A 24,160-nucleotide genomic window follows, 5' to 3' on the forward strand; every position below is an offset into this window, starting at 1 on the left:
ATGCAGGAATTACGGGGCAGCGCCATGCAGCTGTGGAATTGGAAATGGGCACAGCTTAAACTAAGCGGCAAAGTGTCTTGACTGATGGGTCCACTTTAGAGTTCATCCATGTTCATCATTTAAAGCCACTTGCTGAAATCAAGGAATCGTATGTGGTCGACCCTATTCAGGACTTGGTTCCCCTTTGCCCCAACTGCCATGCAATGATTCACCGGTCAGATCCGGCGCTGTCCGTCGAAACGCTCAGAGACGAAATTAAGCAAGCTAACCTCAAGCGCTGAACACAAATCGCAGCTGCACTATGCTGTGCAACCTCCCCAGTAGATTTAGGACATGGCCGCTGCGAGCTTCACAGGAATCTGGCTTAGCGTTGGTTCTGAACGAACTGCAAACTCCCCTGATACTTATAATATAAGCGTGCTTTACCGACCCCGTTGTGAAGAATTTTTATGTGATGGACGGCGTCGGGGAATTTTGCCGATTCCATTTGTGCCGTACAAGCTACGGTATTGCGCAACGTAGGTTTCGCGAATGCGGGCATGCATTCCAAGGTGTTCGGAAATGAAAAAGCCCATGGAATTCCATGGGCCTTAGCAATTTAGCGAGGAAGCTTTATACGTCGATGTTACCCGCGCGTAGCGCATTGGTCTCAATGAAGTTCCGTCGTGGCTCCACATCATCACCCATCAGCGTAGTGAAGATCTGGTCAGCAGCAATCGCGTCTTCGATCTGCACTTTCAGCAGGCGGCGGACGGTCGGGTCCATGGTGGTTTCCCACAGCTGCGATGGGTTCATCTCGCCCAGACCTTTGTAGCGCTGCTTGCTCACGGTGCGTTCCGCTTCGTCGCGCAGCCACTGCATGGCGTGGTGGAAGTCCACTACGCCGCTTTCCTTGGTGCGCTCGCCTTCGCCGCGGCGGATCACGGCGCCTTCGCCAATCAGGCCGGTGAAGGTGGCGGCGGCGTCGGCCAGCACTTTGTAGTCGGCGCCTTGCACGAAGTCGGCGTCGATCGAGGAGACCTTCACGTTACCGTGGTGCAGGCGTTCGATGCGCAGGGTGTGCTTGTCGGACAGTTCGTCGGTGGTCACGGAAACCTTCACGGCGCTGTCGTTGATGTTCGCTTCCAGCGCCTTGGCCGATGCCTGGGCTGCGTCGATGGTCGCCAGGTCGAGCGTTACGCCGGTCATGATGGCAGTCAGCGCGGCGCGGTCGATCACGCGGGTCAGGCGGGTCATGATGGCGTTGGCCATGTTGTAGGTGCGTGCCAGTTCGCCCAGCGCTTCGCCCTGGATGATGTCGGCGCCGTCGCGCGGGGTCAGGGCGGCGGTGTTCAGCGCTACGTTCATCATGTAGCCGGCTTCTTCCAGGTCGTCCTTCAGGTAGCGCTCGTCGCGGCCGGCCTTTACCTTGTACAGCGGTGGCTGTGCAATGTAGATGTGGCCGCGCTCAACCAGCTGCGGCATCTGGCGGTAGAACAGCGTCAGCAGCAGGGTGCGGATGTGGGCGCCGTCGACGTCCGCGTCGGTCATGATGATGATGCGGTGGTAGCGCAGCTTTTCGATATTGAATTCGTCGGCGCCAATGCTGGTGCCCAGGGTGGCGATCAGGGTGGTGATCTGCTCGGAAGACAGCATCTTTTCGAAGCGTGCCTTCTCCACGTTCAGCACCTTACCGCGCAGTGGCAGGATGGCCTGGAACTTGCGGTCGCGTCCCTGCTTGGCGGAGCCGCCTGCGGAGTCACCCTCGACGATGTACAGTTCGCACAGGGCTGGGTCTTTTTCCTGGCAGTCGGCCAGCTTGGCGCTCAGGCCCAGGCCGTCCATGATGCCTTTGCGGCGGGTCAGGTCGCGGGCTTTGCGCGCTGCTTCACGGGCACGCGCTGCTTCCACGATCTTGCCGCAGATGATCTTGGCGTCGTTCGGCTTTTCCATCAGGAAGTCGGTCAGCGTCTTGGCGACGATCTCTTCGACCGGGCCGCGCACTTCGGATGAGACCAGCTTGTCTTTGGTCTGGGACGAGAACTTCGGTTCCGGCACTTTCACGGACAGCACGCAGGTCAGGCCTTCGCGCATGTCGTCGCCGCTGATTTCAACCTTGGCCTTCTTGGCGAAGTCGTTTTCGTCGATGTACTTGTTGATCACGCGGGTCATTGCCGCGCGCAGGCCGGTCAGGTGGGTGCCACCGTCGCGCTGCGGAATGTTGTTGGTGAAGCAAAGTACCTGTTCGTTGAAGGCGTCGTTCCATTGCATGGAGACGTCGACCGAGATCAGGGTGCCCTGGTCGGAGTTGCGTTCGCCGGTGGCCTGGAATACGGTCGGGTGCAGTACGGTCTTGGCTTTGTTGATGTATTCAACGAAGCCGCGGGTGCCGCCTTCGAATGCGAAGATTTCTTCCTTGCCGTTGCGCTGGTCGGTCAGCTTGATGTTGACGCCGTTGTTCAGGAAGGACAGTTCGCGAATACGCTTGGCCAGGATCTCGTAGTGGAACTCCACGTGCGTGAAGATCTCTTCGTCGGCCCAGAAGTGCACGTCGGTGCCGCGCTTGTCGGTTTCCCCGATCACTTTGATCGGGGAGACGGCCACGCCGTCGATCATTTCGATTTCGCGGTTTTGGGCTGCGCCGCGCACGAATTCCATCTGGTGCACTTTGCCGTCGCGGCGGATGGTGACGCGCAGCAGCTTGGACAGTGCGTTGACGCAGCTGACGCCCACGCCGTGCAGGCCGCCGGAGACTTTATAGGAGTTCTGGTCGAACTTGCCGCCGGCGTGCAGCTCGGTCAGCACGATTTCGGCTGCGGAGCGTTTTGGCTCGTGCTTGTCGTCCATCTTCAGGCCGACTGGAATGCCGCGGCCGTTGTCGGTGATCGAGATCGAGTTGTCGCTGTGGATGGTGACGTGGATCTCGGAGCAGTGGCCGGCCAGGGCTTCGTCAATCGAGTTGTCCAGCACCTCGAATACCAGGTGGTGCAGGCCGGTGCCGTCGGAGGTGTCGCCGATGTACATTCCAGGACGCTTGCGGACTGCTTCCAGGCCTTCGAGGATCTGGATCGAGGCGGCGCCGTATTCTTCTGCTTTGGCCTTGGGTTGTTCGTTGTGGCTTTCGGACATGGACTGCTTTCTCTTTAACGAATTACTTTTGTGCTCTTTTTTAAACCCGGTAAACCTGGGTACGACCCAAGGGTCGGACCCTGTCGGCTCTACGGCCGGCGGCTTCGGCATACCGGGGTCTGACCCTTGGGTCTGACCCCGATTTGCCGGGTTTAAATGCGCATCGGCATTACAACGTATTTAAAGTCTTGGTTCTCTGGAATCGAGATCAGTGCGGAGCTGTTGCTGTCACCCAGCGCTACGTTGACCTGGTCGCACTTCAGGTTGTTCAGCACGTCCAGCAGGTAGGTCACGTTGAAGCCGATGTCCACGCTGTCGCCGCCGTAGTCGATTTCCAGTTCTTCAACCGCTTCTTCCTGGTCCGCGTTGGTGGACGAGATCTTCAGCGAGCCTGGGGTGATGATGCAGCGTACGCCCTTGAACTTATCGCTGGTCATGATCGCGGCGCGCTGCAGGGAGCGCAGCAGCTCTTCGCGGCCGATGGTGAAGTTGTTGGTGTAGCCCTTCGGGATCACGCGGGTGTAGTCAGGGAACTTGCCTTCCACCAGCTTCGAGATCAGCTCGATGTCGGCGAAGGTCAGCTTGACCTGGCTTGCGGCGATGTCCAGCGATACGGCTTCGTCGGTTTCTTCCAGCAGGCGTTGCATCTCGATGATGGTCTTGCGCGGGATGATGACTTCTTCGCGGGCGAAATTCTGGTCGGTCTCTACCTGGCAGAAGGCCAGGCGGTGGCCGTCGGTCGCTACGGCGATGACCTTGTTGCCGTCCAATACCAGCAGCAGGCCGTTCAGGTAGTAGCGGATGTCCTGCTGCGCCATCGAGAAGTGCACCATGTTGAACAGGTGCTTCAGGGTTTTTTGCGGCAGCTGGAAGCTGGCGGTGAAGCTTTCTGCCTGCTGCACGGTCGGGAATTCTTCGGCGGCCAGGGTCTGCAGGGCGAAGCGCGATTTGCCGCTTTGTACGGTCAGGCGCTTGTTCAGCAGGGTCATGGTCACGTCGCCGGCTTCCGGCAGCGCGCGCAGGATGTCCAGCAGCTTACGCGCGGCGACCGTGGTGCCGGTGACGTCGGCACCCGAGCCGATGTCTGCGTGGGTCGTGATCTGGACTTCCGTGTCGGTGGAGAGGAAAGAGACGCTTTCACCTTCCTTGCGGATGAGGATATTGGCCAGAATCGGCATAGTGTGCCGACGCTCGACAATACCGCTCACGATCTGCAGTGGCCGGAGAAGCGTGTCTCGGGTGGTTTTGACCAGTTGCATAAATATCCTCAGTTAATGGGTTGGTACGTTGGTTCTTTTGTTAACTCGACAGTATAGCAGTCTGAAACCGGTAATTCGGGGTCAGACCCAAGGGTCTGACCCGCTGACGCGACGGCCGCCGGTCGGGTCTGACCCTTGGGTCAGACCCAGATTTACCGGTTTTAGCCTTTCAGCGTCTGCTCCAGCACGTGCAATTCATGGTTGCACTCCGGGTTCTTGGTACGGTCCGCCGCAATCTTGCGCACGGCGTGCAGCACGGTAGTGTGGTCGCGTCCTCCGAACAGTTCGCCGATTTCCGGCAGCGATTTCTGGGTCAGCTCCTTGGCCAGGTACATGGCGATCTGGCGTGGGCGGGCGATGTTGGCTGGGCGGCGCTTGGAATACATGTCCGCCACCTTGATGTTGAAGAAGTCCGCCACCGTTTTCTGGATGTTTTCCACAGAAATCTGGCGGTTCTGCACAGACAGCAGGTCCTTCAGCGCCTCTTTCACGATATCGATCGAAATATCCTTACCGTGGAAGCGGGAGTAAGCCAGGATCTTGCGCAGCGCGCCTTCCAGCTCACGCACGTTGGAGCGCAGGTGCTTGGCGACGAAGAAGGCGACGTCGTCGTTCAGGGTCACGCCTTCGGACTTGGCTTTTTTCAGCAGAATTGCGACGCGCATTTCCAGCTCCGGCGGCTCAATCGCCACCGTCAGGCCGGAGTCGAAGCGCGAGATCAGGCGGTCATCCATGCCGGTGATCTCTTTCGGATACGTGTCCGAGGTGATGATGATCTGCTTCTTGGCCGCGATCAGCGCTTCAAACGCATAGAAGAACTCTTCCTGCGTGCGGGACTTCCCGCCGAAGAATTGAATATCGTCGATCAGCAGCATGTCCAGCGAGTGGTAGTAGTGCTTGAAGTCGTCGAAACCCTTGCGCTGGTAAGCGGTCACTACGTCGCGAACGTACTGTTCTGCGTGGATGTAGCGGATGCGGGCGCCTGGCTGGTCGGCCATCACCTGGTTGCCGATCGCGTGGATCAAGTGGGTCTTACCCAGGCCTACGCCGCCGTAGAAGAACAGCGGGTTGTACGACACGCCTGGGTTGTTGGCGACCTGGATCGCGGCGGCGCGCGCCAGCTGGTTGGCCTTACCGGTCACGAAGGAGTCGAAGGTCAGGTCCGGGTTGATGCGGCTGTTTTCGCGGGTCTTCGGATTCTGGTATTCGGCGGCGGCGGTCGGCGCGGCGGCGGCGGCCGGGCTTTCCGGGCGCATATCGCTCAGCGGGCCGGACACCACGGCGGGTGCGGCAGGTTTTTTCAGGGCGTGGGTGCGCGGGTCGAGGACGAACTGCACCTCGATGACGGTTTCCCAATACTGGCAGGCCAGGGCCGTGATGCGGCTAGCGAATTGAGTCTTTACCCAATCCAGCTTGAACCGGTTTGGCGCAGCAACGCGCAGCTTGTTGTCCTCGAAATCGAGGGGCACAAGCGGCTTAATCCAGGCACTGAATTGTTGCGGCGTCAGCTCAAGTTCCAGTTGCTGGGAACAGGACTGCCAGAAATTTTCCATGAATCTATCTATATGCAAAAAGTGTGGGAGGGCGTTCGTAATCGCCACACGTAACGCGCTATTCTAGCCGCTAAGTCGGAAGTTATCCACAGGTTAACCAGAAATTTTGCACAACCGTGCTGGGGCTGGGTTTTTTGCAACCAAACCGGTAACCCAGGGTCAGACCCAAGGGTCTGACCCGGACCATCGGCCGCCGCGTAGTCGGGTCTGACCCTTGGGTCAGACCCTGATTTACCGGTTTAAGTGGTTGACAGTAAACCGAAAAATCCTGATAATTCTGGGTTCCCCGCCCGTAGTCCGTGATTATTCAGATTAACGACGCGCGGATTTAGCGGGCAGTGAGATTGGCGCAGTGCGCGAAATGTCATTGGCACCAACATTTTTAGGGACACCGTCCGTCCCGATTTTGTATTTTTTAGCGAGACCAACATGAAACGTACTTACCAACCTTCCGTTGTGCGTCGCAAGCGCACCCACGGCTTCCGCGCCCGTATGGCTACCCGTGGCGGCCGCCAAGTCCTGAACGCACGCCGTGCAAAAGGCCGCAAGCGTCTGGCTGTAGTTTAAGCACGCTTGTTAGCTGATCGCGTGGAAAGCTGTCCTAACAGCTCGACAGGCGAAGGCAGACACGACTTCGCTCGCGCTCGGCGCATCATAAAAACGGATGAATTTTCATCCGTTTTTAGTTTGCGGCCAACGCAGAAGAGCGCGCACTTCGTGCTCTATACCCGCCAGAACCAGCTGCCTAATGCGCGGCTGGGCATTGTCGTTGCCAAACGCTTTGCACCGCGCGCGGTTACCCGCAACACCATCAAGCGCGTCACGCGCGAACTGTTCCGCGTTACCGAGCTCCCTGCCATTGATTGCGTGGTGCGCCTGTCGCGCCCCGTCAATAGCAAGGACGGTCCGGCCACCACGGCCAAACTCAAGGCCGAACTGCGCCAGGAACTGACGCGCCTTTTTGCGCAAGCCAACAAGGCCAGGCCGGCAAAATGAAAACGCTGCTGACCATCCTGCTGCGCTTTTACCAATGGGTCATCCGTCCGCTGATGGGTGCACCGAGTTGCCGTTTTTACCCTAGCTGCTCCAACTATGCGCTCGAAGCTGTGCGCGAGCATGGTGCGGCTCAAGGCAGTTACCTGGCCTTTCGCCGGGTATGCCGCTGCCATCCCTGGAATGCGGGCGGGGTCGACCCCGTGCCGCCAAAGCACTTCAACCACTCCTGAAGAACCGAATGGATATCAATAAACGCTCAATCCTGTGGATCGTCTTCGCGGTCTCGCTGGTTATCCTGTGGAATAACTGGATGATCTCGACCGGCAAGCCGTCCATGTTTGCTCCGGCTCCTGTCAAGCCAGCCGCTGTGGCTTCGGCGTCGGCGACTGCCGCCGGTACGCCTGCTCCTGCCGCTGCCGGCGCCGCCGCTGCGGTGGATGGCAGCGCGGTCGCTGCTCCGGTCAAGACCGAAGTGGTGACCATTACTACCGACGTGATGCGCGTCGATATCGACACCCTGGGCGGCACCATCAAGCGCCTGGAACTGCTGAAGCACAAGGGCAGCGCCGATCCGGGCTGGCTGGGCGGATGCTGGGGTCTGTTCGAATTCTGCAAACCTAAGGGCGGCAATAACACCGAGGTGCTGTTTAGCGAGAACGGTAAGCATATCTACCTGGGCGAAACCGGCCTGGTAGGCGCGCCTGGCCTGCCGAATCACCTGACCGCATTCGTGGCCCAGCCGGGCGCGCGCATGCTGAATGATGGCAACCAGGTGAAACTGGTGCTGGAAGCCGAGCAGGGCGGTGTCAAGCTGGCCAAGACCTTCACCTTCAAGAAGGGCGACTACGTGGTGGACGTGCAGCACACCGTCACCAACACCAGCGCTGCCGCACTGGCACCGCAGCTATACCTGCAGCTGAAGCATGATGGTACCCCGCCGGAAGGCTCGGGCTTCATGAACCCTTCGTTCATCGCTCCGACCATGTTCACTTCGGAGAGCCACTACAAGAAGTACGAGTTCAAGCAGATCGAGAAAGATGCCAAGTCGCTGGCGGAAGATCCCAAGTTCAAGCCGAGCCATGTGACCGAGGCAAAAGACGGTTGGGTCGCGATTGCGCAGCACTTCTTCGTGTCCGCTTTCGTGCCGCAGGATAAGCTGGACCGCACCATCTTCACCAAGAAAGAAGGCGACAACCTGTACTCGATCGGCGTCGTGCAGCCGCTGGGCACCCTGGCGCCAGGCGCATCGGTGACCAACAATGCCCGCCTGTACTCGGGCCCGCAAGACACCGACACCCTGAAGCAAGTCACCGAAGGCCTGGACCTGGTCAAGGACTACGGCTGGCTGGCCATCGTGGCGCGCCCGATGTGGGCGGCAATGGCTGCCATCCACTCCGTGGTCGGCAACTGGGGCTGGACCATCATCGCCTTCACCGTGGCGATCAAGCTGCTGTTCTTCCCGCTGTCCGCTGCTTCCTTCCGCTCGATGGCGAAGATGAAGACCGTGACGCCGAAGATGACCGCCATCCGCGAGCGCTACAAAGGCGACCCGCAGAAGATGAACCAGGCCATGATGGAGCTGTACAAAACCGAGAAGATCAATCCTCTCGGCGGCTGCCTGCCTATCCTGGTGCAGATGCCGGTGTTTATTGCCCTGTACTGGGTGCTGAATGCGTCGGTTGAAATGCGCGGTGCTCCATGGGCGCTGTGGATCACCGACCTGACCCAGCACGATCCATGGGCGATCCTGCCGATCCTGTACGCGATTTCGATGTACATCACCACCCGCCTGAACCCGCAGCCTGCGGATCCGGTGCAAGCGAAGATGATGATGTTCATGCCGATCGCCTTCTCGGTCATGTTCTTCTTCTTCCCATCCGGCCTGGTGCTGTACTGGGTGGTGAACAACCTGCTGTCGATTGCGCAGCAGTGGGTGATCACCAAGAAGTTAGAGGTTGGCGTAGCCAAGTAAGTTCAAGAAGCCCGCGCCAGACGCGGGCTTTTTTCAACCCCGGTAAACCAGGGTCTGACCCAAGGGTCAGACCCGCTTATGCCGAAGCCCCAGGCCTCAGAGCAGACAGGGTCCGACCCTTGGGTCGTACCCAGATTTACCGGGTTTAAAGATAAGATCACCAAATGAACCTAGATTCCTCCCCCATCGCGGCAATCGCCACAGCGCCCGGCCGCGGCGGCATCGGCGTTGTGCGCGCGTCCGGCAAGAACCTGCAGTCGTTGGCGCAAGCCCTGTTCAAAGGCGCTGACCTCAAACCGCGCCACGCCACCTACATCCCGTTCACGCAAGCCGACGGCACCGTCATCGACCAGGGCATTGCGATCTGGTTCAAAGCGCCGCACTCCTACACCGGCGAAGACGTGATCGAACTGCAGGGCCACGGCGGCCCGATCGTGCTGCAAATGCTGCTGCAGCGCGTGCTGGAAGCGGGCGCCGAGCAAGGCCTGCGCCTGGCCGAACCTGGCGAATTCACCCGCCGCGCCTACCTGAACGACAAGCTGGACCTGGCGCAAGCCGAAGCCGTGGCCGACCTGATCGACGCTTCCACCGAAGCCGCCGCCAAGTCCGCCTCTGCTTCGCTCAGCGGCGCCTTCTCGCAAACCATCCACGCCCTGGTGGAGCGCGTCACCCACCTGCGCATGCTGGTGGAAGCCACGCTCGACTTCCCGGAAGAAGAAATCGACTTCCTGGAAAAGTCCGATGCGCGCGGCCAGTTGAAAAGCATCGTCGAAGCGCTCGACCAGGTGTTCAAGCAAGCCTCGCAAGGCGCGCTGCTGCGTGAAGGTTTGAACGTGGTACTGGTCGGCCAGCCGAATGTGGGCAAGTCCTCACTCCTGAATGCACTGGCCGGTGCTGAAGTCGCCATCGTCACGCCGATCGCCGGCACCACGCGCGACAAGGTCAGCGAGACCATCCAGATCGAAGGCATCCCGCTCAACATCATCGACACCGCCGGCATCCGCGGCCACGATGAGGCGGTGGATGTGGTGGAGCGCATCGGCATCGAACGTACCTGGGGCGAAGTGGGCAAGGCCGACGTCATCCTGCACCTGCTGGACGCCGACCATGGCCCGACCCGGCATGATGAGGTCATCGTCGCCAACTTCCCGCAAGGCGTGCCGGTGCTGCGCATCTGGAACAAGATCGACCTGTCCGGCCACAAGCCGTCGGTCGACGAGATGGCCGATGCAACCCACATCTACCTGTCCGCCAACGAGAAAACCGGCATCGACCTGCTGCGCGCCGAGCTGCTGCGCATCGCCGGCTGGCAGCAGACCGGCGAGTCGCTCTACCTCGCACGTGAGCGCCACCTGATCGCCTTGCGCAACGCCTCCAGGCACCTCGACTACGCCGGCCAGCACGCCGCGCAAACCGACCAGTCGCTGGACCTGTTCGCAGAAGAACTGCGCCTGGCGCAAGTGCAGCTCTCCACCATCACCGGCGAGTTCTCTTCAGACGACCTGCTGGGTGTGATCTTCTCGCGCTTCTGTATCGGCAAGTGAGTTCGCGGGGCGGGAGAAAATGTTGACGAGGTTGCCGTCCGGGTCCCTCAGCAGCAAGGAGCGGTTCCCCCACGGCATAGTCGTTGCCGGCTACGCGATCGAACACTGCATCGACGTCGCTGACTTCAAACTCCAGGATCGCTGATTGGTTGGCTGCTGCTTTGGCTGCGCCTACGTTGAACAGGGCGATCAGCCGTTCAGAGGAAAGGGCCAGTACGGCGCCGTCGAAGTGGATTTCTCCAAATCCTTCTGCCGGACGGTTTGCCGTGATGCCGGAAAGGGGAATCGATGCGAATTTCATTGATGAGCTCCTGACTTGAAAGAGGGCTCAGTCTAAATTCCTGTACTGCCAGATTCTGGCAGTATTGATTGGGCGGCCTCCTGGTGCACCTTGCTCCATTCGCGAAGCAAAGCGGGCATTTCCCCCGTTGCCACGATGCGGTCTGCACGGAAGTTTGTGAAGGCGTTTCTTAGCTCGCACCCGTACATCAGCACCTTGGCCTGGTCAAAATAGACCAGGGCAAATGGCCACACCGCGCGTTGCGTCTCGACGCCGCTGCCATCCATGTAAGTGATCACCAGCTTCTGCTCGGAACGCACGGCTTTGCGAAGCACATCAGGAGACGGCGGGTTGTCTGGCCTGTGCAACGGAGTGCCAATCAGCAGCGCCGACTCCTCCAGCTCGCGTGCAATTCTGCAGGCAATACGGCCGACACCTTGGCCAGTACATTCATCGCCCCCTCGACCAGCGTGTGGTCGCAACGATCGGCGACCCAGCGCATGCCCAGCACCAATGCATCGAGTTCTTCCGAACCAAACATCAGGGGCGGCAGCATGAAGTCCGGTTTCATGACGTAGCCAATCCGTGGCTCGCCTTCTATCATGGGCCCTTGGGCTTGCAGGCTGGCGATATCGCGATACAAGGTGCGGATGCTGACGCCAAGTTCATTGGCCAATACCTTGCCGCTGACCGGGCGGCGGTAGCGGCGTAAGACTTGCAGAAGATTCAGCAGGCGTTCAGAGCGTGACATTGGATGTGGTCATATGCGGCGTAAAGCGGACGTAAAGATAAGCCATCTCTCCAGCTTCTGCATCAGCTTGCGCGTGATGTCATGGAACTAAGTCCTATCGCGCCTGTGCTTCTCATTGGAATAATTTTGTTTCTTTTGGTGCGTTGACGCACGTTGAGTCACCTATGCCGCCGATTTAATCCTGCTATTATTTTGTTGAGGCAGGTCATGTTCCTGTCTGCGCTATGCAGTAACCTTGGTTCCAGGGCATGTCTGTAAAGGGGAATATCGTGGAGACGCAACAGGAAATCCCACCCGCTGAAAGTGTCGCGACGGCCGAGCGCCCAAGTGGCGTGCGCCAATCGTTGCCTCCCAAGGGCTCCTGCTGGTACTGCGAAAGACCGTTGGACGCCGTGCGGCGCTTTTGCGGCAAGGAGTGCGCGGACTCCTTCGATGAAGAGGCGCACTTCTCGGATTGATGGCGGCTAGAGTTCCATCTCCAGCACGTCCAGGGCAGTTTCGAAATCGAATGCATGCGTAGCCGCCGCAATCATCTGGAAGGTCGGCACGCCCAGCGCACTTGCCAGTATCGTCGCCGATTTTTCTACCAGGTCGATGGCCGCACCATCACCTTCACGCAATAATCCCACCAGTTCTTCGATCAATGCGCGCAGATGCGCGGGATCGGCTGCGGGCGTTTCGCCTGGCGCGACTTTGTCGCCATGTTCACGTAAGAGATCGTCGATGCTGCCGCAGGTTTCGCGCAGCAGTACCGTGAGATGCGTCAGCAGGGCGGCCGACTCGGCGCCGTCGGCAATCGCGTTCTCCACCAGCACCGCCTGGTCATGCACAAGCTGCGCACCGATCAGGCCTGCGGAGCCTTTCAGCGAGTGCGCCGCCAGCTGCGCCTTGGCCTCCTGCCGTTGCGAAAGCAGCGACTGGATACGTTCACAGGAATCGCGATAGTCCTGCAGGAAGCGGCGCAGGATTTGAAGATACAACGAACGTTCGCCCATCAGGCGATCCAGTCCCTCCTCGACGTCGAGGCGCTGGCGTATTGGTGCGCTGGAAAGAAGGTTGTTCATCAGGACAGAATTTAGCACTCTGTCCCGATGTGGGCTAGGGGAGGGGCGTTATTTTGTCGTAAATGACCAGTTTTTCGTCACAGGGACACCGTCGACCGTGCCTGAGAAGCTGACGTCATACGTGGTGTTGGCGCTCAGCGTTGACAGCGGAATAATAGCGGCCGACTGTTCCGACGTGTGCGTATCGTTCGCGTGCGTCAGCAGGCGCGTGACCATCTGCAGGCCACCGCGTGGGCGGATGGTGAAGCTTGTCACCTTGATGCCGCCAGCGCTGGCGGTGATGTCCGAATGGACGCTGACCGGGTAGCCAACGGTATTCTGGTTAGGCACCGGGTCCGGCGACTCGGTATCGCTGTCGAAGGAAGTTGGAACCGCGGTCTGGCCGTCCCTCGGATAAACCACCGCCTTGCCCAGGCCCAATCCGGCACTGAGGCTGCGGGTCGCCATGTCTGAGGTGAAATAGGTATAGCCGTTGCCATTGGAGGAAGCGCCAGTGCCCATCTCGCGGAACATCGGTTCAAAGATCACGAAGCGGTGGTAGATCGCCGCGATCAGTTCTTCCGCGTGGGTGAAGCCCGCACGGTCGCTAACGGCGGAAATCACTTCGCCATAGGCATACTCCGAACCCAGGACGTAACCGGCGTTTTCGATACGGTTCTTGACCGTCGCGCCGAAGAAGCCAGGATTGCCGGACACTTCGTCATGCGACACGGTGTTATTCAGGCGCAGGTAGTTGGAGTGCGCTACGGCTGCCTTGTTCAGGAACTCATTACAGGTCAGCATTGTCAAGCCAATGTCGGCGCGGCGGTAATTGAACCAGTTGAAGCCGTCGATTGCCGTGTCGCCTGTTGCACCAGGCTGGCCGGTTGGCGAGACTACGCAGCTGGTGGCTGGTGGATTGGTGACCGGAGGCGTAAGCACCGGTGGAGCGGAGTTGTCACCGCCCCCTCCGCCACCGCCGCAAGCGGTGAGAAGTGCTGCGACCAGCAGGGTTGGCAACTGACGGTGCCATTTGTTGAACGTATCCATAGTGAGCTCCTTCATGGCGCGATTCTATGCCAATTTCAGGCAATATGTGTTTCTTTTGTAATCCTCCGGGCGAGGTAAAATAGCCTTTCTCTTTTGATCATCATTGCCTTAATTTGAATACTCAACGACATCAGCGACTCCAACGCGCCAAATTTGCCTTACCTAGCACGGTAACGCTGCTCTCGATCGCCTGCGGCTTTGCCAGCATCGTGATTTCCGTCGATAACGCCCACCTGGGGCTGGCGCAGGATTACCGCCTGGCTGCGGCCTTGCTGGTGCTGGCCGGGATCTTCGATGCGCTGGACGGCTTCGTGGCGCGCGCCACCGGTACCGGTTCCGACTTCGGCGTGCAGCTCGATTCGATTGCCGACGTGATGAACTTCGGCTGCGCACCTGCGGTGCTGCTGTATTGCTACGGCTTCGTGCAAATGGGTCCGGCGGATCCGACCTTGCTGCGGGTGGGCGGGATTGCGGCGTTCTTCTTTGTGGCCTGCGGCGCTTTGCGGCTGGCGCGCTTTAATGTGAACGTGGGGCGCACCGATCCGAAGTACTTCGTGGGGATGCCGATTACGGCGGGTGCGGCTTGCGTGTCTGCGATGGTGGTGGCGTGGCCGGAGTTTCCGGATTCGAGCCTGGAGGGGTATTACGTCGTGGCGCTGCTGTTTGTGGTGGGCAGCCTGATGGTATCGACCATTCGTTTCCCCAGCTCGAAGCAGAAGAAGAGCGCTGCGGCGCTGGTGCTGCTGGCGGTGAATGTGGGACTGCTGGTTTGGCTGCGGTACTACTACTTCGTGCTGTTCTTTGTGGTGTATATCGCGTTTACCGTGGGGCTGAATTTGGCGTGGCGGGCTGGCTGGCGCGGGATTGCGCCGCCGCAGGTTTTTGCTGATGACTGACCCAAACCGGTAAACCAGTGTCAGACCCAAGGGTCAGACACGACCGGTCGCCGTCGCGTATGCGGGTCTGACCCTTGGGTCAGACCCTGGTTTACCGGGTCAGGCTACCTCGTGCCCCCGCGCCGCGCGCAGGATTTCGAACCACTGCGGCCTGCTCAACGCAAACTGCGTCGCCTCCACCGCCACCTCGATCGACTCGATGCGCCCCGACCCGGTCAACGGCACCGGCCTGCACGGCAACTGCATAATCCACGCAAACACCACACTCGCAAACGGACGATTCAATTCATCCGCCACTTCCTTGATCTTCAAGCGCACACGCTCGCCCTGCTCGTCACCGGCAGTGAACAAGCGCCCGCCGCCCAAAGGCGACCAGATCATCGGCTGCACGCCCAGGTCCTGCAGGCCGTCAAAGGTTTCATCAAACATCGGCTCCAGGTGCAGCGGAGAAAACTCCACCTGGTTGGTCACCAGCGGCACACGCTTGTCCAGCGTCTCGAACTGATGCCGCGAAAAATTCGACACCCCGAACTCCTTCACCTTCCCCTCGGACCGCAAGCGCTGGAAGGAATTCGCCACCTCGTCGAAATCCATCAAAGGATCGGGACGGTGAATCAGCAATAAATCCAGGTAATCCGTCCGCAGCTCCTTCAGCGAATTCTCCACCGACGCCACGATATGCGCGGAGCTGGTGTCGTAATGCTGGATGGTATGCGTCGGGCGGCGGCCGGAAACCAGCTTGATGCCGCATTTGCCTACGATCTGAACCTGTTCGCGCAACGAAGGCTTCAAGGCCAGCGCTTCGCCGAACAAGCCCTCCACGCCATAGCCGCCATAAATGTCGGCATGGTCGAAGGAAGTCACGCCCAGCGCAATGCACTGCTCGATGAAGGCCAGCCGCTGCTGCGGCGTCATGTCCCATTCGGTCATGCGCCACATGCCCGCGACGATGCGGGAAAGGTTCAGTTTCGCCATTACTTCATCCACAGGCGCACGGAATCCCATGCGCGGCCGAAGATCGAAGCCTGGTCAACGGTTTCCAGCGCCACCACCGGCAGTTCCAGCAGCGGTTTGCCATCCACCATCATCTTCAGCGTGCCGACGCGGGTGTTGGCGGCGATAGGCGCCACCAGCGGGTCCTTGCGCTCCAGCAGAGGCTTCATCTTGGCTGCTACGCCTTTCGGCACGGTCACCAGCACGTCGCTGGTGAAGCCGATCTTCACGGTCGCCTGCGAGCCTTTCCAGATTTCCGGGGTGTAGACCGCCTGGCCTTTGGAGTACAGCTTCACGGTGTCGAAGTTCTGGAAGCCCCAGTTCAGCAGCTTCTGGCTTTCCGCGGTACGGGTACCGTCGGAATTGGTGCCCATCACAACGGAAATCAGGCGGCGCTCCAGGTTGCCAGCAGGGCGCTTGGCCGATGCCACCATGCAGAAGCCGGCGGACTCGGTGTGGCCGGTCTTCATGCCGTCGACAGTCGGGTCGAGCCACAGCAGGCGGTTGCGGTTCTGCTGGGTGATCTTGTTGTAGGTGAAGCTTTTCACCGAATCGATCTTGTAGAACTCAGGGTAGTCCTGGATCACATGGCGCGCCAGCACGGACAGGTCGCGTGCGGTGGTGTAGTTCTCCGGCGAAGGCAGGCCGTGCGGGTTGGCGAAGTGGGAATTGGCCATGCCCATGCGCTGCGCTTCACGGTTCATCAGGGTGACGAAGGCCGATTCGTCGCCGGCCACGGCTTCCGCCAGTGCCACGGCGGCGTCATTGCCGGATTGGACCATCAGGCCGTACAGCAGGTCGTTGATCGAGACCGGGGTGGCCGGGTCGATGAACATCTTCGACGAGCTGGAGTCCACTTTCCATGCCTTGACCGATACGTTCACCTTCTGGTCCAGGGTCAGTTTCTTGTCCTTGAGCGCCTGGAAGGTCAGGTAGGCGGTCATGATCTTGGTCAGGGACGCCGGCTCCACGCGCGAATCAGGGTCCTGGGCGGCAATCACTTGTCCGCTGGAGGAATCCAGCAGCAGCCAGGATTTGGCGGCGATGGTCGGCGGCGGCAGCGTTTGCGCTACCGCGGAAGTCATGAGCAGCACACTGGTTGCCAGTGCAGCGATGATCTTTTTCATTGGTGCTTGTTCTTACTATTAGGGGTTGCGGGGGAAATTATTGTGCTTTCGATCCCCACAAGGCGATCACCCAATTCTTGATGTGACCGAGCTTGCGGTGGAAGAAATGGTCGGCGCCGGGGATCACGATCACAGGGATGTCCTGCGGGCGTGCATAATCCAGCACGTCGATCAACGGGATGGTTTCATCGTTTTCGCCGTGGATCAGGATGGTGTCTGCCGGTACGTCGGCGATCTGCCATTTGGCAGCGGCGGTACCGACCAGCACCAGGCGTTCCGCCGGGGTGCCGGCAGCGGCCAGGCGCTGCGCCAGGTGCGACTGTACAAAAGTGCCGAACGAGAAGCCCGACAGCGATACCGGCAGGCCGGGGTAGCGCTGCACCATGTGCTGGTACAGGATCATCATGTCGTCGGTTTCGCCGTGGCCGTGGTCATGCACGCCTTCGGATGCGCCGACGCCGCGGAAGTTGATGCGTGCGGCCACATAACCCAGTGCCACGAAGGTGCGCGCCAGGGTCTGCGCCACTTTGTTCTCCATGGTGCCGCCGTACAGCGGGTGCGGGTGGGCCACCAGGGCGATGCCTTTCGGCGTACCGGCCGGCATGTCGAGCAGGCCTTCCATCAGGCCGGCATTGCCCTGCAGCGTAAACTTCTCGGAATTCTTGTTCATCATTTGATTTTCAGGCGCTCTACTTCTTTGCCGTTGACCAGGTGGCTGTCGACGATTTCGTCGATGTCGGCGGTGTCAACGTAGGTGTACCAGGTGCCTTCGGGGTAGACCACGGCGACCGGGCCGTGTTCGCAGCGGTCCAGGCAGCCGGCGGAATTGATGCGCACCTTGCCTTCGCCGTTCAGGTTCAATTCCTTGCAGCGTTTCTTGGCGTGCTTTTGGGCGGCTTCGGCGCCGCGCGGGCCGCAACTTTCGCGGCCGTCATCACGATGGTTCGTGCAGAAGAACACGTGATGCTTGTAGTATTGGTTGTCGCTCATCTGAAGCCTTTCTTGGTGCAGGCGCTTATTTTACCGGGGTTTCCCGGGTTTCCTTGTTCAGCTTGTGCGATGGGAGGCAAAGGTACCAGAGGGCTGCCAATGGCCACGCCAGCGACAGGAACTGGGCCGCGCCGTAGAAGTTAAGGAATTTCCCTTGCACCCAGGTCTGCAGCGTTTCGCTGAAGTAGGGGTTGGTCGGGGTCGTGTTGACGATCAAAAGGCTCAGCAGCAGCGTAGCCACTGCCAGCCTGCGTTGCGCCACATGGGGCGCGAAAATCAGGCCGCCCAGCATGATCACGCCGATCAGGAAACCGCCCTGGGCGCCTGGCGTGATCCACACGAAGGCGGCGTCGGGACCGAGCTGCAGTGCGGTCGACAGGGTTTTCACCAGCACGGCCGTCACCACCAGCAGGGCAACCAGCGGCGCGCGCGGGGCTGGCTTGCGCAGGATGCACAGCAGGGTCAGGGCCGCGCCCACCATGCCGCAGGCGGTGACGATGGTCTCGGACAGCCAGTACTGCTCCACCGTCAGCGTCACGTCGGGGCGCACCAGGGACGCCAGGTCGATGTCCATGTCCAGCAACTCGCTGAGCCACTCGGACAGGATGGGCAGCAACTGCCCCAGGCCGAACAGGAAGCCCTGGGGATAGATCTGCGTCAGCGGCCAGAGCGCCACCAGGACCAGGCCCTGGCTGGCATGCTGGGCGAACCAGCGCTGGCGCAGCTTGTAGGCATTGCTGGTGTCCATCAGCTTGTGCGCGGTCAGCGCGCCGATGAAGGCGCCGATGATTGTGCCGGCGCTGTTGGTGTAGAAGTCCAGGTTGGACGAGACGCGTGTCGGCAAATAGGTCTGTACCGCCTCCATCGTGCCGGAGACCAGCATGCCGGCAATACTGGCCAGCAGGAAGGCCCAGAAGCCCGTGACCTTGGGCCGCATCGCGTACACCAGCAGCATGCCGAAGGGGATGTAGCCGATCACGTTGATGCCGGCGTCGAAACCGGTCCAATAGCGCGGCAGCGAAGTCCATTCCAGGAAGATCAGCGGCGACAGGCCCTGGTTTTGCCAGCCGGAGAACGGGAACCAGCTCGCGTAGATGATCAGCACCATGTAGGCGAGCAGGGTTGCCCGTGCCACTGGCGAGCCGGTACGCACCTCCGGCTTGGGAGCCGTGGCGGGCGCTGGCGCGGGAGCTGGGGCGGGCGCTTCTTCGTTCATGATTTACTTCGGCATGTTTGCCAGCCAGGCCAGGATGTCGGCGGCGATGCCGTCCGTGCTTTCAGCCAGTGCGCCGGCGCCGCCCGCCGCATCCGCGCTCGCTGCGCGCGCAGTGCGGCTGAAGGTGCGCTGGTCGACCAGCTTGTGGTTGCGGAATACCGAGGCGCGCAGGGTGACGCTGGCGCTGCTTTGCGTGGCGCTATCGAAGTTCTGCGCGAACTCGTCGGCCTCAAGGCGCAGCAGCGGCAGGCCGCCTGCCGCGTCGGTGGTCGACACCACCTTGACGCCGGATTGCGCGATGCGTGCTTTCAGGCGCTGCGACATCAGCTGCAGCGGCGTCACCGACCAGTTGTTGTAGGCATAAGGGCGCGACTGGCGCGCGTCGGCGTACATCAGGCGGTAGTACATGCGCTGCGTGTCGAGCGAGGCCGGGCCGCTGACGTCCGATACGACCAGGGCCGGGATTCCGGCTGCAGGACTGCCGGCGCCATTGGCGCCATTCGTGCCGCTCGTGCCACTGCTGGAGTCCGCGCCGCTCGGCGCCAGGCTGGCAGGCGCCAGCGGTGCGCCCATCGGGCCAAAGTCGTAGGAGGTCGGTTGCGGCCCCTTGCTGGCGCAGCCGGCCAGTGCGGCAGCGGCAGCAACCACGGCGGTCAGGAGAATGTTCTTCTTCATTGCTGGTCCTTATTTGCCAGATGGGTCAAAGCCTGGTTCGCCCGGCCCCGGCGGCGTGCCGGGTGCGCCGAACAGGATGCTGGATGGGCGATCGCTAATATTATTCATGGTGCGGCGTATGGCGCGCATGGAAGACTTGGTTTCATCCGCCAGCCCGGTCACGCCAGGCAGGGTCTCCAGCTCGACGCCGCTGGCCACCGCCTCGACCGAGGTCGTAGCGCGGTCGACGGAGGCGGTAATGCGCTGCACCGCGCCGTCCGGACCCTGCAGGGTGCGCGCCACCTTGCTCGCTTCATTGGCCAGCGTATCCACCGACTGCAAGGCGCGGTCGCCGTGCTCCACCAGCGCCGGGATCTTCTGCACTGCCGGATCGAGCTTGGCCGCCAGGTCCTTGTACGACTGGGCTGCCTGGCTCACGTCGTTGAAGGCGCCCATCATCGCCTTCTGGTTATCCGGACTGAGCAGGGTATCCAGCTTTTTGGTGACATCTTCCGCTTTCTCCAGGATCGCCGTGCCGCGCTTTTCCAGCTGGTCGAACAAGCCTGGCTGCAAAGGGATGCGGCTGGGATTCTGCTTGGTGGTCTCCAGCGCAGGCGAACCGACGGATTCGTCATCCAGCTGGATATAGGCGATGCCGGTCACGCCCTGGTAGCCCAGCATGGCGTAAGTGGTCTTGGTAATCGGCGTTGCCGGGTCGATGCTCAGGTGGATCAGGATCTGGCCGGCCAGCTTCGGGTCGAAATCGATGTCGTCCACCTTGCCCACTTCCAGCCCGCGATAGCGTACCGCAGCTTGCGGATTCAAGCCCGGGACCGACTGCGTGGTCGCGATCAGGAAAGGGTCGTACTTGACCCGGTCGCGATTGAACCAGATGCCGAACAGGACCGCCGCGATCAGCAGCGTGATCGTGAAGATGCCTGTCATCAAAGCGTGTGATCTGTTTTCCATGCCTTGCTCCTTATTCCAGGGCCTCCAGCGCGCGCTTGCCGCGGTCGCCCAGGAAGAATTCCTTGATAAACGGGTGATCGGTCTTGATCACCTCGCGGGTCGGCCCGATCGCCAACACATGTTTTTCCGCCAGCACCGCAATGCGCGTGGACAGCGCGAACAGCGTGTCCAGGTCGTGCGTCACCATCACTACCGTCAATCCCAGCTCACGATGCAGGGACTTGATCAGCGTTACGAAGCTCTCCGACAGGTCCGGATCGAGGCCGGCGGTCGGCTCGTCCAGGAACAGCAGCTTGGGCTCCAGCGCCAAGGCCCGCGCCAGTGCGACGCGCTTGATCATGCCGCCCGACAGGTCGCTCGGCATCTTGTTCGCGTGTTCCGGGCCCAGGCCCACCATATTCATCTTCAGCAGCACCGCGTCGCGGATCAGGTGCGCGGGCAGGGTGCCCAGTTCCTGCATCGGCTGCGCGACGTTTTCGAACACCGTCAGCGCGGAATACAGGGCGCCCTGCTGGAACAGCATGCCCCAGTGGTTGCGCAGTTCCTGCAGGTGGCCTTGCGAAGCAATCGTGATGTCTTCGCCGAAGATGCGCACGCATCCCTTGGTGGGACGTTCCAGCCCCAGCATCTGCCGCAGCAGCACGGTCTTGCCGGTGCCGGAGCCGCCGACGATCGACAGGATCTCGCCCTGCTCGATGGTCAGGTTCAGGTCATTGTGGATCACGGTGCGGCCGAATTTGGTCTGCAGGCTGGTGATTTCCACCACGGGTACGCTGCCGTCGAGCGTCAGCTTGCTCTCGCCCTCGGGGCAGCCGCAGTTGTCTTCCGCTTGTTCCGGCAGGTCGTTCATCAGTAACCCACTCCATTGAAGACGATCGCAAACACCGCGTTCGCCAGGATCACCACGGTAATTGCCGTCACCACCGAAGTGGTGGTGCCGCGGCCCAGGCTTTCCGTGTTCGGCTGGATGCGCAGGCCGAAGTGGCAGGACACCATCGCGATCAGCATGCCGAACACTGCGCCTTTGAACAGGCCGATGTAATAGTTCGCCAGCGGCACGACTTGCGGCAACTTCATGATGAAATAGCGGATCGACAGGTTCAGCTCCCATTTCGCAGCGATCATGCCGCCGATCAGCGCCGCCGCATCGGTCCAGATCACCAGCAGCGGCATCGAGATCGCCAGCGCGATGACTTTGGGCAGGATCAGGCGGTAGCCGTGCGAAATACCCATCACCAGCATCGCATCCAGTTCTTCCGTCACCCGCATCACGCCCAATTGCGCCGTGATTGCCGATCCTGAGCGGCCCGCCACCAGGATCGCTGCCATCAAGGGCCCCAGTTCGCGCACAATCGACATGCCGAGCAGGTTGACCAGGTAAATGTCGCCGCCAAAGTTGCGCAGCTGCTGCGCCGACAGGTAGGACAGCACCACGCCGATCAGGAAGCCCACCAGCGCGGTAATGCCCAGGGCCTGGAAGCCGGCGTGGAAAATATTCGCCGAAATCTCGCGCCACGGCCCGCGCTTCGGATTGGCGGCGAAGCGTCCCGCATCCTGCACCACCGAGCCAATCAGCTGTACGAAGCCGCGCATATGCTCTAGGAAGTGCAGGATGCCGAAGCCCAGCGACGTCACCCAGCCGAACCGCTCCTTGCGCACGCGCGGCATTTCCAGCTTGCCGGCAGCCTCGATGCGTTTGAAGATTTCTTCCTGGCCGTTGACCAGTTTCAGCTTGGCCGGACGCTTATAGTCCCATGCGCTCCACAGCAGCTGCGCGCCGACGTGGTCCAGCATGTCGACGCCGCTCAAGTCCCACTCGACAGCGTGAATGTCTTTTACATGGTTCAGGCAACCCGAAATCCTTTTCATCACCCGCTTGCTGGCGAGTGCACTGACTTGCCAGGTTCCCCCGGCTGAAACGGTGCGCCCGTCTGGGCTGATAGATAACGTTGGCTCTTGAGCAATAGGCATGCCACCAGTGTAAAAGAGTTTCGCCTATAGCGCCACTCAGCGCGGGTCAGGCGGCCAGGTGCCTCGCCTGGCGCGCCGGCGCAGCGCTGGCCGGGGCTGATACCTTCTGTTTCACCCCGTGTCCATCGCGCGCCAGCAGCTCAGTAACAGCGGCTGCGTCCATGCCCGCCACTCCCAGCCAGCGCCCGACCATCACCGCCAGCCGGTCCAGCGCAATCCGGTGGGTCGCGTCCGTGTTGGCATAAAGCCAATCGGAAAACGCCATAAACGATTTGAACGGGGTCTCGCCGAGCAACACCGGCACGGTATGCGTGAAACGGCCCGAATTCGCCACCAGGTCCCAATAGCGCGCGAACCGCACCAGGCGCTGCATGGTCGAAAAGTCAATGTCCCGGTTCGCCAGGATCGTATATGGCGGGTACGGGTCGTACACCATCCCGAATTCCTGGGTATGGCGGATGATCGGGGTGCCGCGCAGGCGCTTCAGGATGCCGAACTGGATCTCGTGCGGTCCCAGTGCCCACAGCTTGTCGAAGCCTTCGGCGAAGCTCTCGACGGTCTCCCCCGGCAGGCCGGCAATCAGGTCAACGTGCATGTGCACGTCCGAATGCTCGCAAAGCCAGCGGATATTGTCCGCAGCCTTGGCGTTATCCTGCTTGCGCGAGATGTTCGCCTGTACCACCGGGTTGAAGCTCTGGATGCCGATCTCGAATTGCAGCGTCCCGGGCGGGAACTTCGCAATGCCTTCTTTAAGCGCGTCCGGCAAATGGTCCGGCACCAGCTCGAAGTGGGCATATACCGGGTCATCCGGCGCCGCGGCCAGCTTATCCAGGAAGAACTGCATGATCTTCAGGCTGGTCTTGATATTCAGGTTGAAGGTGCGGTCGACGAACTTGAAGGTACGCGCGCCGCGTGCGTGCAGCATCTCCATCTCCGCCAGGAAGGCATCGATATTGAACGGCCAGGCTGTCTTGTCCAGCGCCGACAGGCAGAACTCGCACTTGAACGGGCAGCCGCGCGAAGCCTCTACATATAAGGTGCGGTGCGCGATATCTTCATCCGAATAGATTGAATAGGGCAGCTTGATCTCCGCCATTGGCGGCTGCACGCCTGCATGCACTTTCATCAAAGGCTTCGGACCGTTCAGGATCTCGCCGCACAGTTTAGGCAAGGTGACGTCGCCCCAGCCTGTTACCACGTAATCTGCCAGGCGCGTAATTTCCTGTTCGCCGGTTTCGTAAGAGACTTCCGGTCCGCCAAGGACGATGACCAGGTGTGGCGCCACGCGTTTCAGCGTCGCCACCAGGCGGCAGGTTTCTTCAACGTTCCATATATAGACGCCGAAACCGACGATCTTCGGTTGCGCGGCCAGGATGCGTTCCACCATCTCGGTGGTCTTCGCGCCGATCACGAATTCCTGGATGCGCGTCTGCGCTTGCAGCTCCCCCATGTTGGCGAGCAGGTAGCGCAGTCCCAGCGAAGCATGGGTGTAGCGGGCATTGAGGGTGGAAAGCAGGATCGTCATGGCAGGAACTGTAATACGGTATTACGAAACCATGCATTTTACCCTTGCGCGACCGGCGCCGGTCCGTTATAGTTCTGTCCCTCGCAACGCAACACTGTTAAAACAGTAAGCGAAACGAGAAAAAGAAGGGGTTGACGAGTTGCGCGCTGTACCGCATAATCTCGCTTCTCTGCTGCTGACGAACACAACGCTTCGTCGAATAAACAAGGCAGCGATCTTTAAAAATCAACAGTCGATAAGTGTGGGCGTTTGACGATATTGCC

At 60.5% G+C, this 24,160-nt stretch carries 25 protein-coding genes; 7 read left to right on the forward strand and 18 right to left on the reverse strand.

Annotation, left to right across the window (positions count from 1 at the left end):
* Positions 1-77 precede the first annotated feature (77 nt).
* Complete coding sequence (locus ASD07_RS32310; protein WP_082507349.1) at positions 78-281, forward strand: HNH endonuclease; 204 nt, start codon at positions 78-80, stop codon at positions 279-281.
* 331 nt (positions 282-612) lie between these two features.
* Here ASD07_RS32310 and gyrB read toward each other — a convergent pair whose 3' ends face one another.
* The 3 genes from gyrB to dnaA form a co-directional block, all read right to left on the reverse strand.
* On the reverse strand, positions 613-3,108 hold the full coding sequence (gyrB, locus tag ASD07_RS15370; RefSeq protein WP_055931965.1) for a DNA topoisomerase (ATP-hydrolyzing) subunit B: 2,496 nt from the start codon (positions 3,106-3,108) through the stop codon (positions 613-615).
* A 152-nt stretch (positions 3,109-3,260) separates the two neighbouring features.
* Entirely contained in the window at positions 3,261-4,367 is a 1,107-nt protein-coding gene (dnaN, locus tag ASD07_RS15375; RefSeq protein WP_055931968.1) for a DNA polymerase III subunit beta, read from the reverse strand.
* A 161-nt stretch (positions 4,368-4,528) separates the two neighbouring features.
* Positions 4,529-5,920: a chromosomal replication initiator protein DnaA gene (gene dnaA, locus ASD07_RS15380; protein WP_055931971.1), complete on the reverse strand. Its 1,392-nt coding sequence runs from the start codon at positions 5,918-5,920 to the stop codon at positions 4,529-4,531.
* Between the two features lie 429 nt (positions 5,921-6,349).
* Here dnaA and rpmH point away from each other — a divergent pair, with 429 nt between their 5' ends.
* From rpmH to mnmE, 5 genes are all read left to right on the forward strand, one after another.
* Positions 6,350-6,487 (forward strand): 50S ribosomal protein L34, encoded by a 138-nt coding sequence (rpmH, locus tag ASD07_RS30185; protein WP_078035393.1) that lies wholly within the window; start codon positions 6,350-6,352, stop codon positions 6,485-6,487.
* A gap of 21 nt (positions 6,488-6,508) precedes the next feature.
* Positions 6,509-6,916 (forward strand): ribonuclease P protein component, encoded by a 408-nt coding sequence (gene rnpA / locus ASD07_RS15385; RefSeq protein ID WP_082507352.1) that lies wholly within the window; start codon positions 6,509-6,511, stop codon positions 6,914-6,916.
* Positions 6,913-7,146: a membrane protein insertion efficiency factor YidD gene (gene yidD, locus ASD07_RS15390; protein WP_055931978.1), complete on the forward strand. Its 234-nt coding sequence runs from the start codon at positions 6,913-6,915 to the stop codon at positions 7,144-7,146. Before rnpA ends, yidD begins: the two co-directional genes overlap by 4 nt.
* An 8-nt stretch (positions 7,147-7,154) precedes the next feature.
* Positions 7,155-8,888: a membrane protein insertase YidC gene (yidC, locus tag ASD07_RS15395; protein ID WP_055931981.1), complete on the forward strand. Its 1,734-nt coding sequence runs from the start codon at positions 7,155-7,157 to the stop codon at positions 8,886-8,888.
* A 164-nt stretch (positions 8,889-9,052) separates the two neighbouring features.
* Positions 9,053-10,432: a tRNA uridine-5-carboxymethylaminomethyl(34) synthesis GTPase MnmE gene (gene mnmE / locus ASD07_RS15400; protein ID WP_055931984.1), complete on the forward strand. Its 1,380-nt coding sequence runs from the start codon at positions 9,053-9,055 to the stop codon at positions 10,430-10,432.
* Here the strand turns inward: mnmE and ASD07_RS30190 are convergent.
* The 5 genes from ASD07_RS30190 to ASD07_RS15415 all read right to left on the reverse strand — a co-directional run bounded on the left by ASD07_RS30190 (position 10,365) and on the right by ASD07_RS15415 (position 13,556).
* Positions 10,365-10,733, reverse strand: a complete 369-nt coding sequence (locus ASD07_RS30190) for a hypothetical protein (protein WP_229207162.1) — start codon at positions 10,731-10,733, stop codon at positions 10,365-10,367. The genes mnmE and ASD07_RS30190 overlap by 68 nt on opposite strands.
* A 32-nt stretch (positions 10,734-10,765) precedes the next feature.
* Entirely contained in the window at positions 10,766-11,011 is a 246-nt protein-coding gene (locus ASD07_RS31715; protein ID WP_229207163.1) for a hypothetical protein, read from the reverse strand.
* 80 nt (positions 11,012-11,091) lie between these two features.
* Positions 11,092-11,463, reverse strand: coding sequence for a YafY family protein (locus tag ASD07_RS31720; protein ID WP_229207164.1), 372 nt, complete (start codon positions 11,461-11,463; stop codon positions 11,092-11,094).
* Between the two features lie 464 nt (positions 11,464-11,927).
* Positions 11,928-12,527 (reverse strand): Hpt domain-containing protein, encoded by a 600-nt coding sequence (locus tag ASD07_RS15410; RefSeq protein WP_057246795.1) that lies wholly within the window; start codon positions 12,525-12,527, stop codon positions 11,928-11,930.
* A 48-nt stretch (positions 12,528-12,575) separates the two neighbouring features.
* Positions 12,576-13,556 carry a CAP domain-containing protein gene (locus ASD07_RS15415; RefSeq protein WP_156398015.1) on the reverse strand — a complete coding sequence of 327 codons (981 nt, stop codon included), beginning with the start codon at positions 13,554-13,556 and terminating at the stop codon, positions 12,576-12,578.
* A 113-nt stretch (positions 13,557-13,669) separates the two neighbouring features.
* Between ASD07_RS15415 and pssA the strand changes: the two genes are divergently transcribed.
* A complete protein-coding gene (gene pssA, locus ASD07_RS15420) occupies positions 13,670-14,452 on the forward strand; it encodes a CDP-diacylglycerol--serine O-phosphatidyltransferase (protein WP_055931992.1) in 783 nt (260 codons plus the stop codon).
* A 99-nt stretch (positions 14,453-14,551) separates the two neighbouring features.
* On the opposite strand, the gene ASD07_RS15425 is transcribed toward pssA, so the two are convergent.
* Genes ASD07_RS15425 through ASD07_RS15470 form a run of 10 tightly spaced genes read right to left on the reverse strand, consistent with a single transcriptional unit; the run spans position 14,552 to position 23,897 of the window.
* Positions 14,552-15,427, reverse strand: coding sequence for an aldo/keto reductase family oxidoreductase (locus ASD07_RS15425; protein WP_229207165.1), 876 nt, complete (start codon positions 15,425-15,427; stop codon positions 14,552-14,554).
* Entirely contained in the window at positions 15,427-16,572 is a 1,146-nt protein-coding gene (locus tag ASD07_RS15430) for a D-alanyl-D-alanine carboxypeptidase family protein (protein ID WP_055931998.1), read from the reverse strand. The genes ASD07_RS15425 and ASD07_RS15430 overlap by 1 nt, the downstream gene beginning before the upstream one ends.
* Positions 16,573-16,609: 37 nt before the next feature.
* Positions 16,610-17,242, reverse strand: coding sequence for an alpha/beta hydrolase (locus tag ASD07_RS15435; RefSeq protein WP_055932018.1), 633 nt, complete (start codon positions 17,240-17,242; stop codon positions 16,610-16,612).
* A complete protein-coding gene (locus ASD07_RS15440) occupies positions 17,242-17,562 on the reverse strand; it encodes a ferredoxin (RefSeq protein WP_055932001.1) in 321 nt (106 codons plus the stop codon). The genes ASD07_RS15435 and ASD07_RS15440 overlap by 1 nt, the downstream gene beginning before the upstream one ends.
* Before the next feature lie 25 nt (positions 17,563-17,587).
* Positions 17,588-18,778, reverse strand: a complete 1,191-nt coding sequence (locus ASD07_RS15445; protein ID WP_082507351.1) for a VanZ family protein — start codon at positions 18,776-18,778, stop codon at positions 17,588-17,590.
* 3 nt (positions 18,779-18,781) lie between these two features.
* Positions 18,782-19,453, reverse strand: a complete 672-nt coding sequence (locus ASD07_RS15450) for an ABC-type transport auxiliary lipoprotein family protein (protein ID WP_055932004.1) — start codon at positions 19,451-19,453, stop codon at positions 18,782-18,784.
* Positions 19,454-19,462: 9 nt separating this feature from the next.
* Positions 19,463-20,401, reverse strand: coding sequence for an MlaD family protein (locus tag ASD07_RS15455; protein ID WP_055932007.1), 939 nt, complete (start codon positions 20,399-20,401; stop codon positions 19,463-19,465).
* 10 nt (positions 20,402-20,411) lie between these two features.
* Entirely contained in the window at positions 20,412-21,251 is an 840-nt protein-coding gene (locus ASD07_RS15460) for an ABC transporter ATP-binding protein (RefSeq protein WP_055932010.1), read from the reverse strand.
* On the reverse strand, positions 21,251-22,372 hold the full coding sequence (locus tag ASD07_RS15465) for an ABC transporter permease (protein ID WP_055932012.1): 1,122 nt from the start codon (positions 22,370-22,372) through the stop codon (positions 21,251-21,253). The genes ASD07_RS15460 and ASD07_RS15465 overlap by 1 nt, the downstream gene beginning before the upstream one ends.
* 46 nt (positions 22,373-22,418) lie before the next feature.
* On the reverse strand, positions 22,419-23,897 hold the full coding sequence (locus ASD07_RS15470; RefSeq protein ID WP_055932015.1) for a B12-binding domain-containing radical SAM protein: 1,479 nt from the start codon (positions 23,895-23,897) through the stop codon (positions 22,419-22,421).
* Between the last annotated feature and the right edge of the window lie 263 nt (positions 23,898-24,160).

Origin of the sequence: Duganella sp. Root336D2 (genome assembly GCF_001425005.1) — a bacterium.
Lineage (GTDB): Bacteria > Pseudomonadota > Gammaproteobacteria > Burkholderiales > Burkholderiaceae_D > Rugamonas.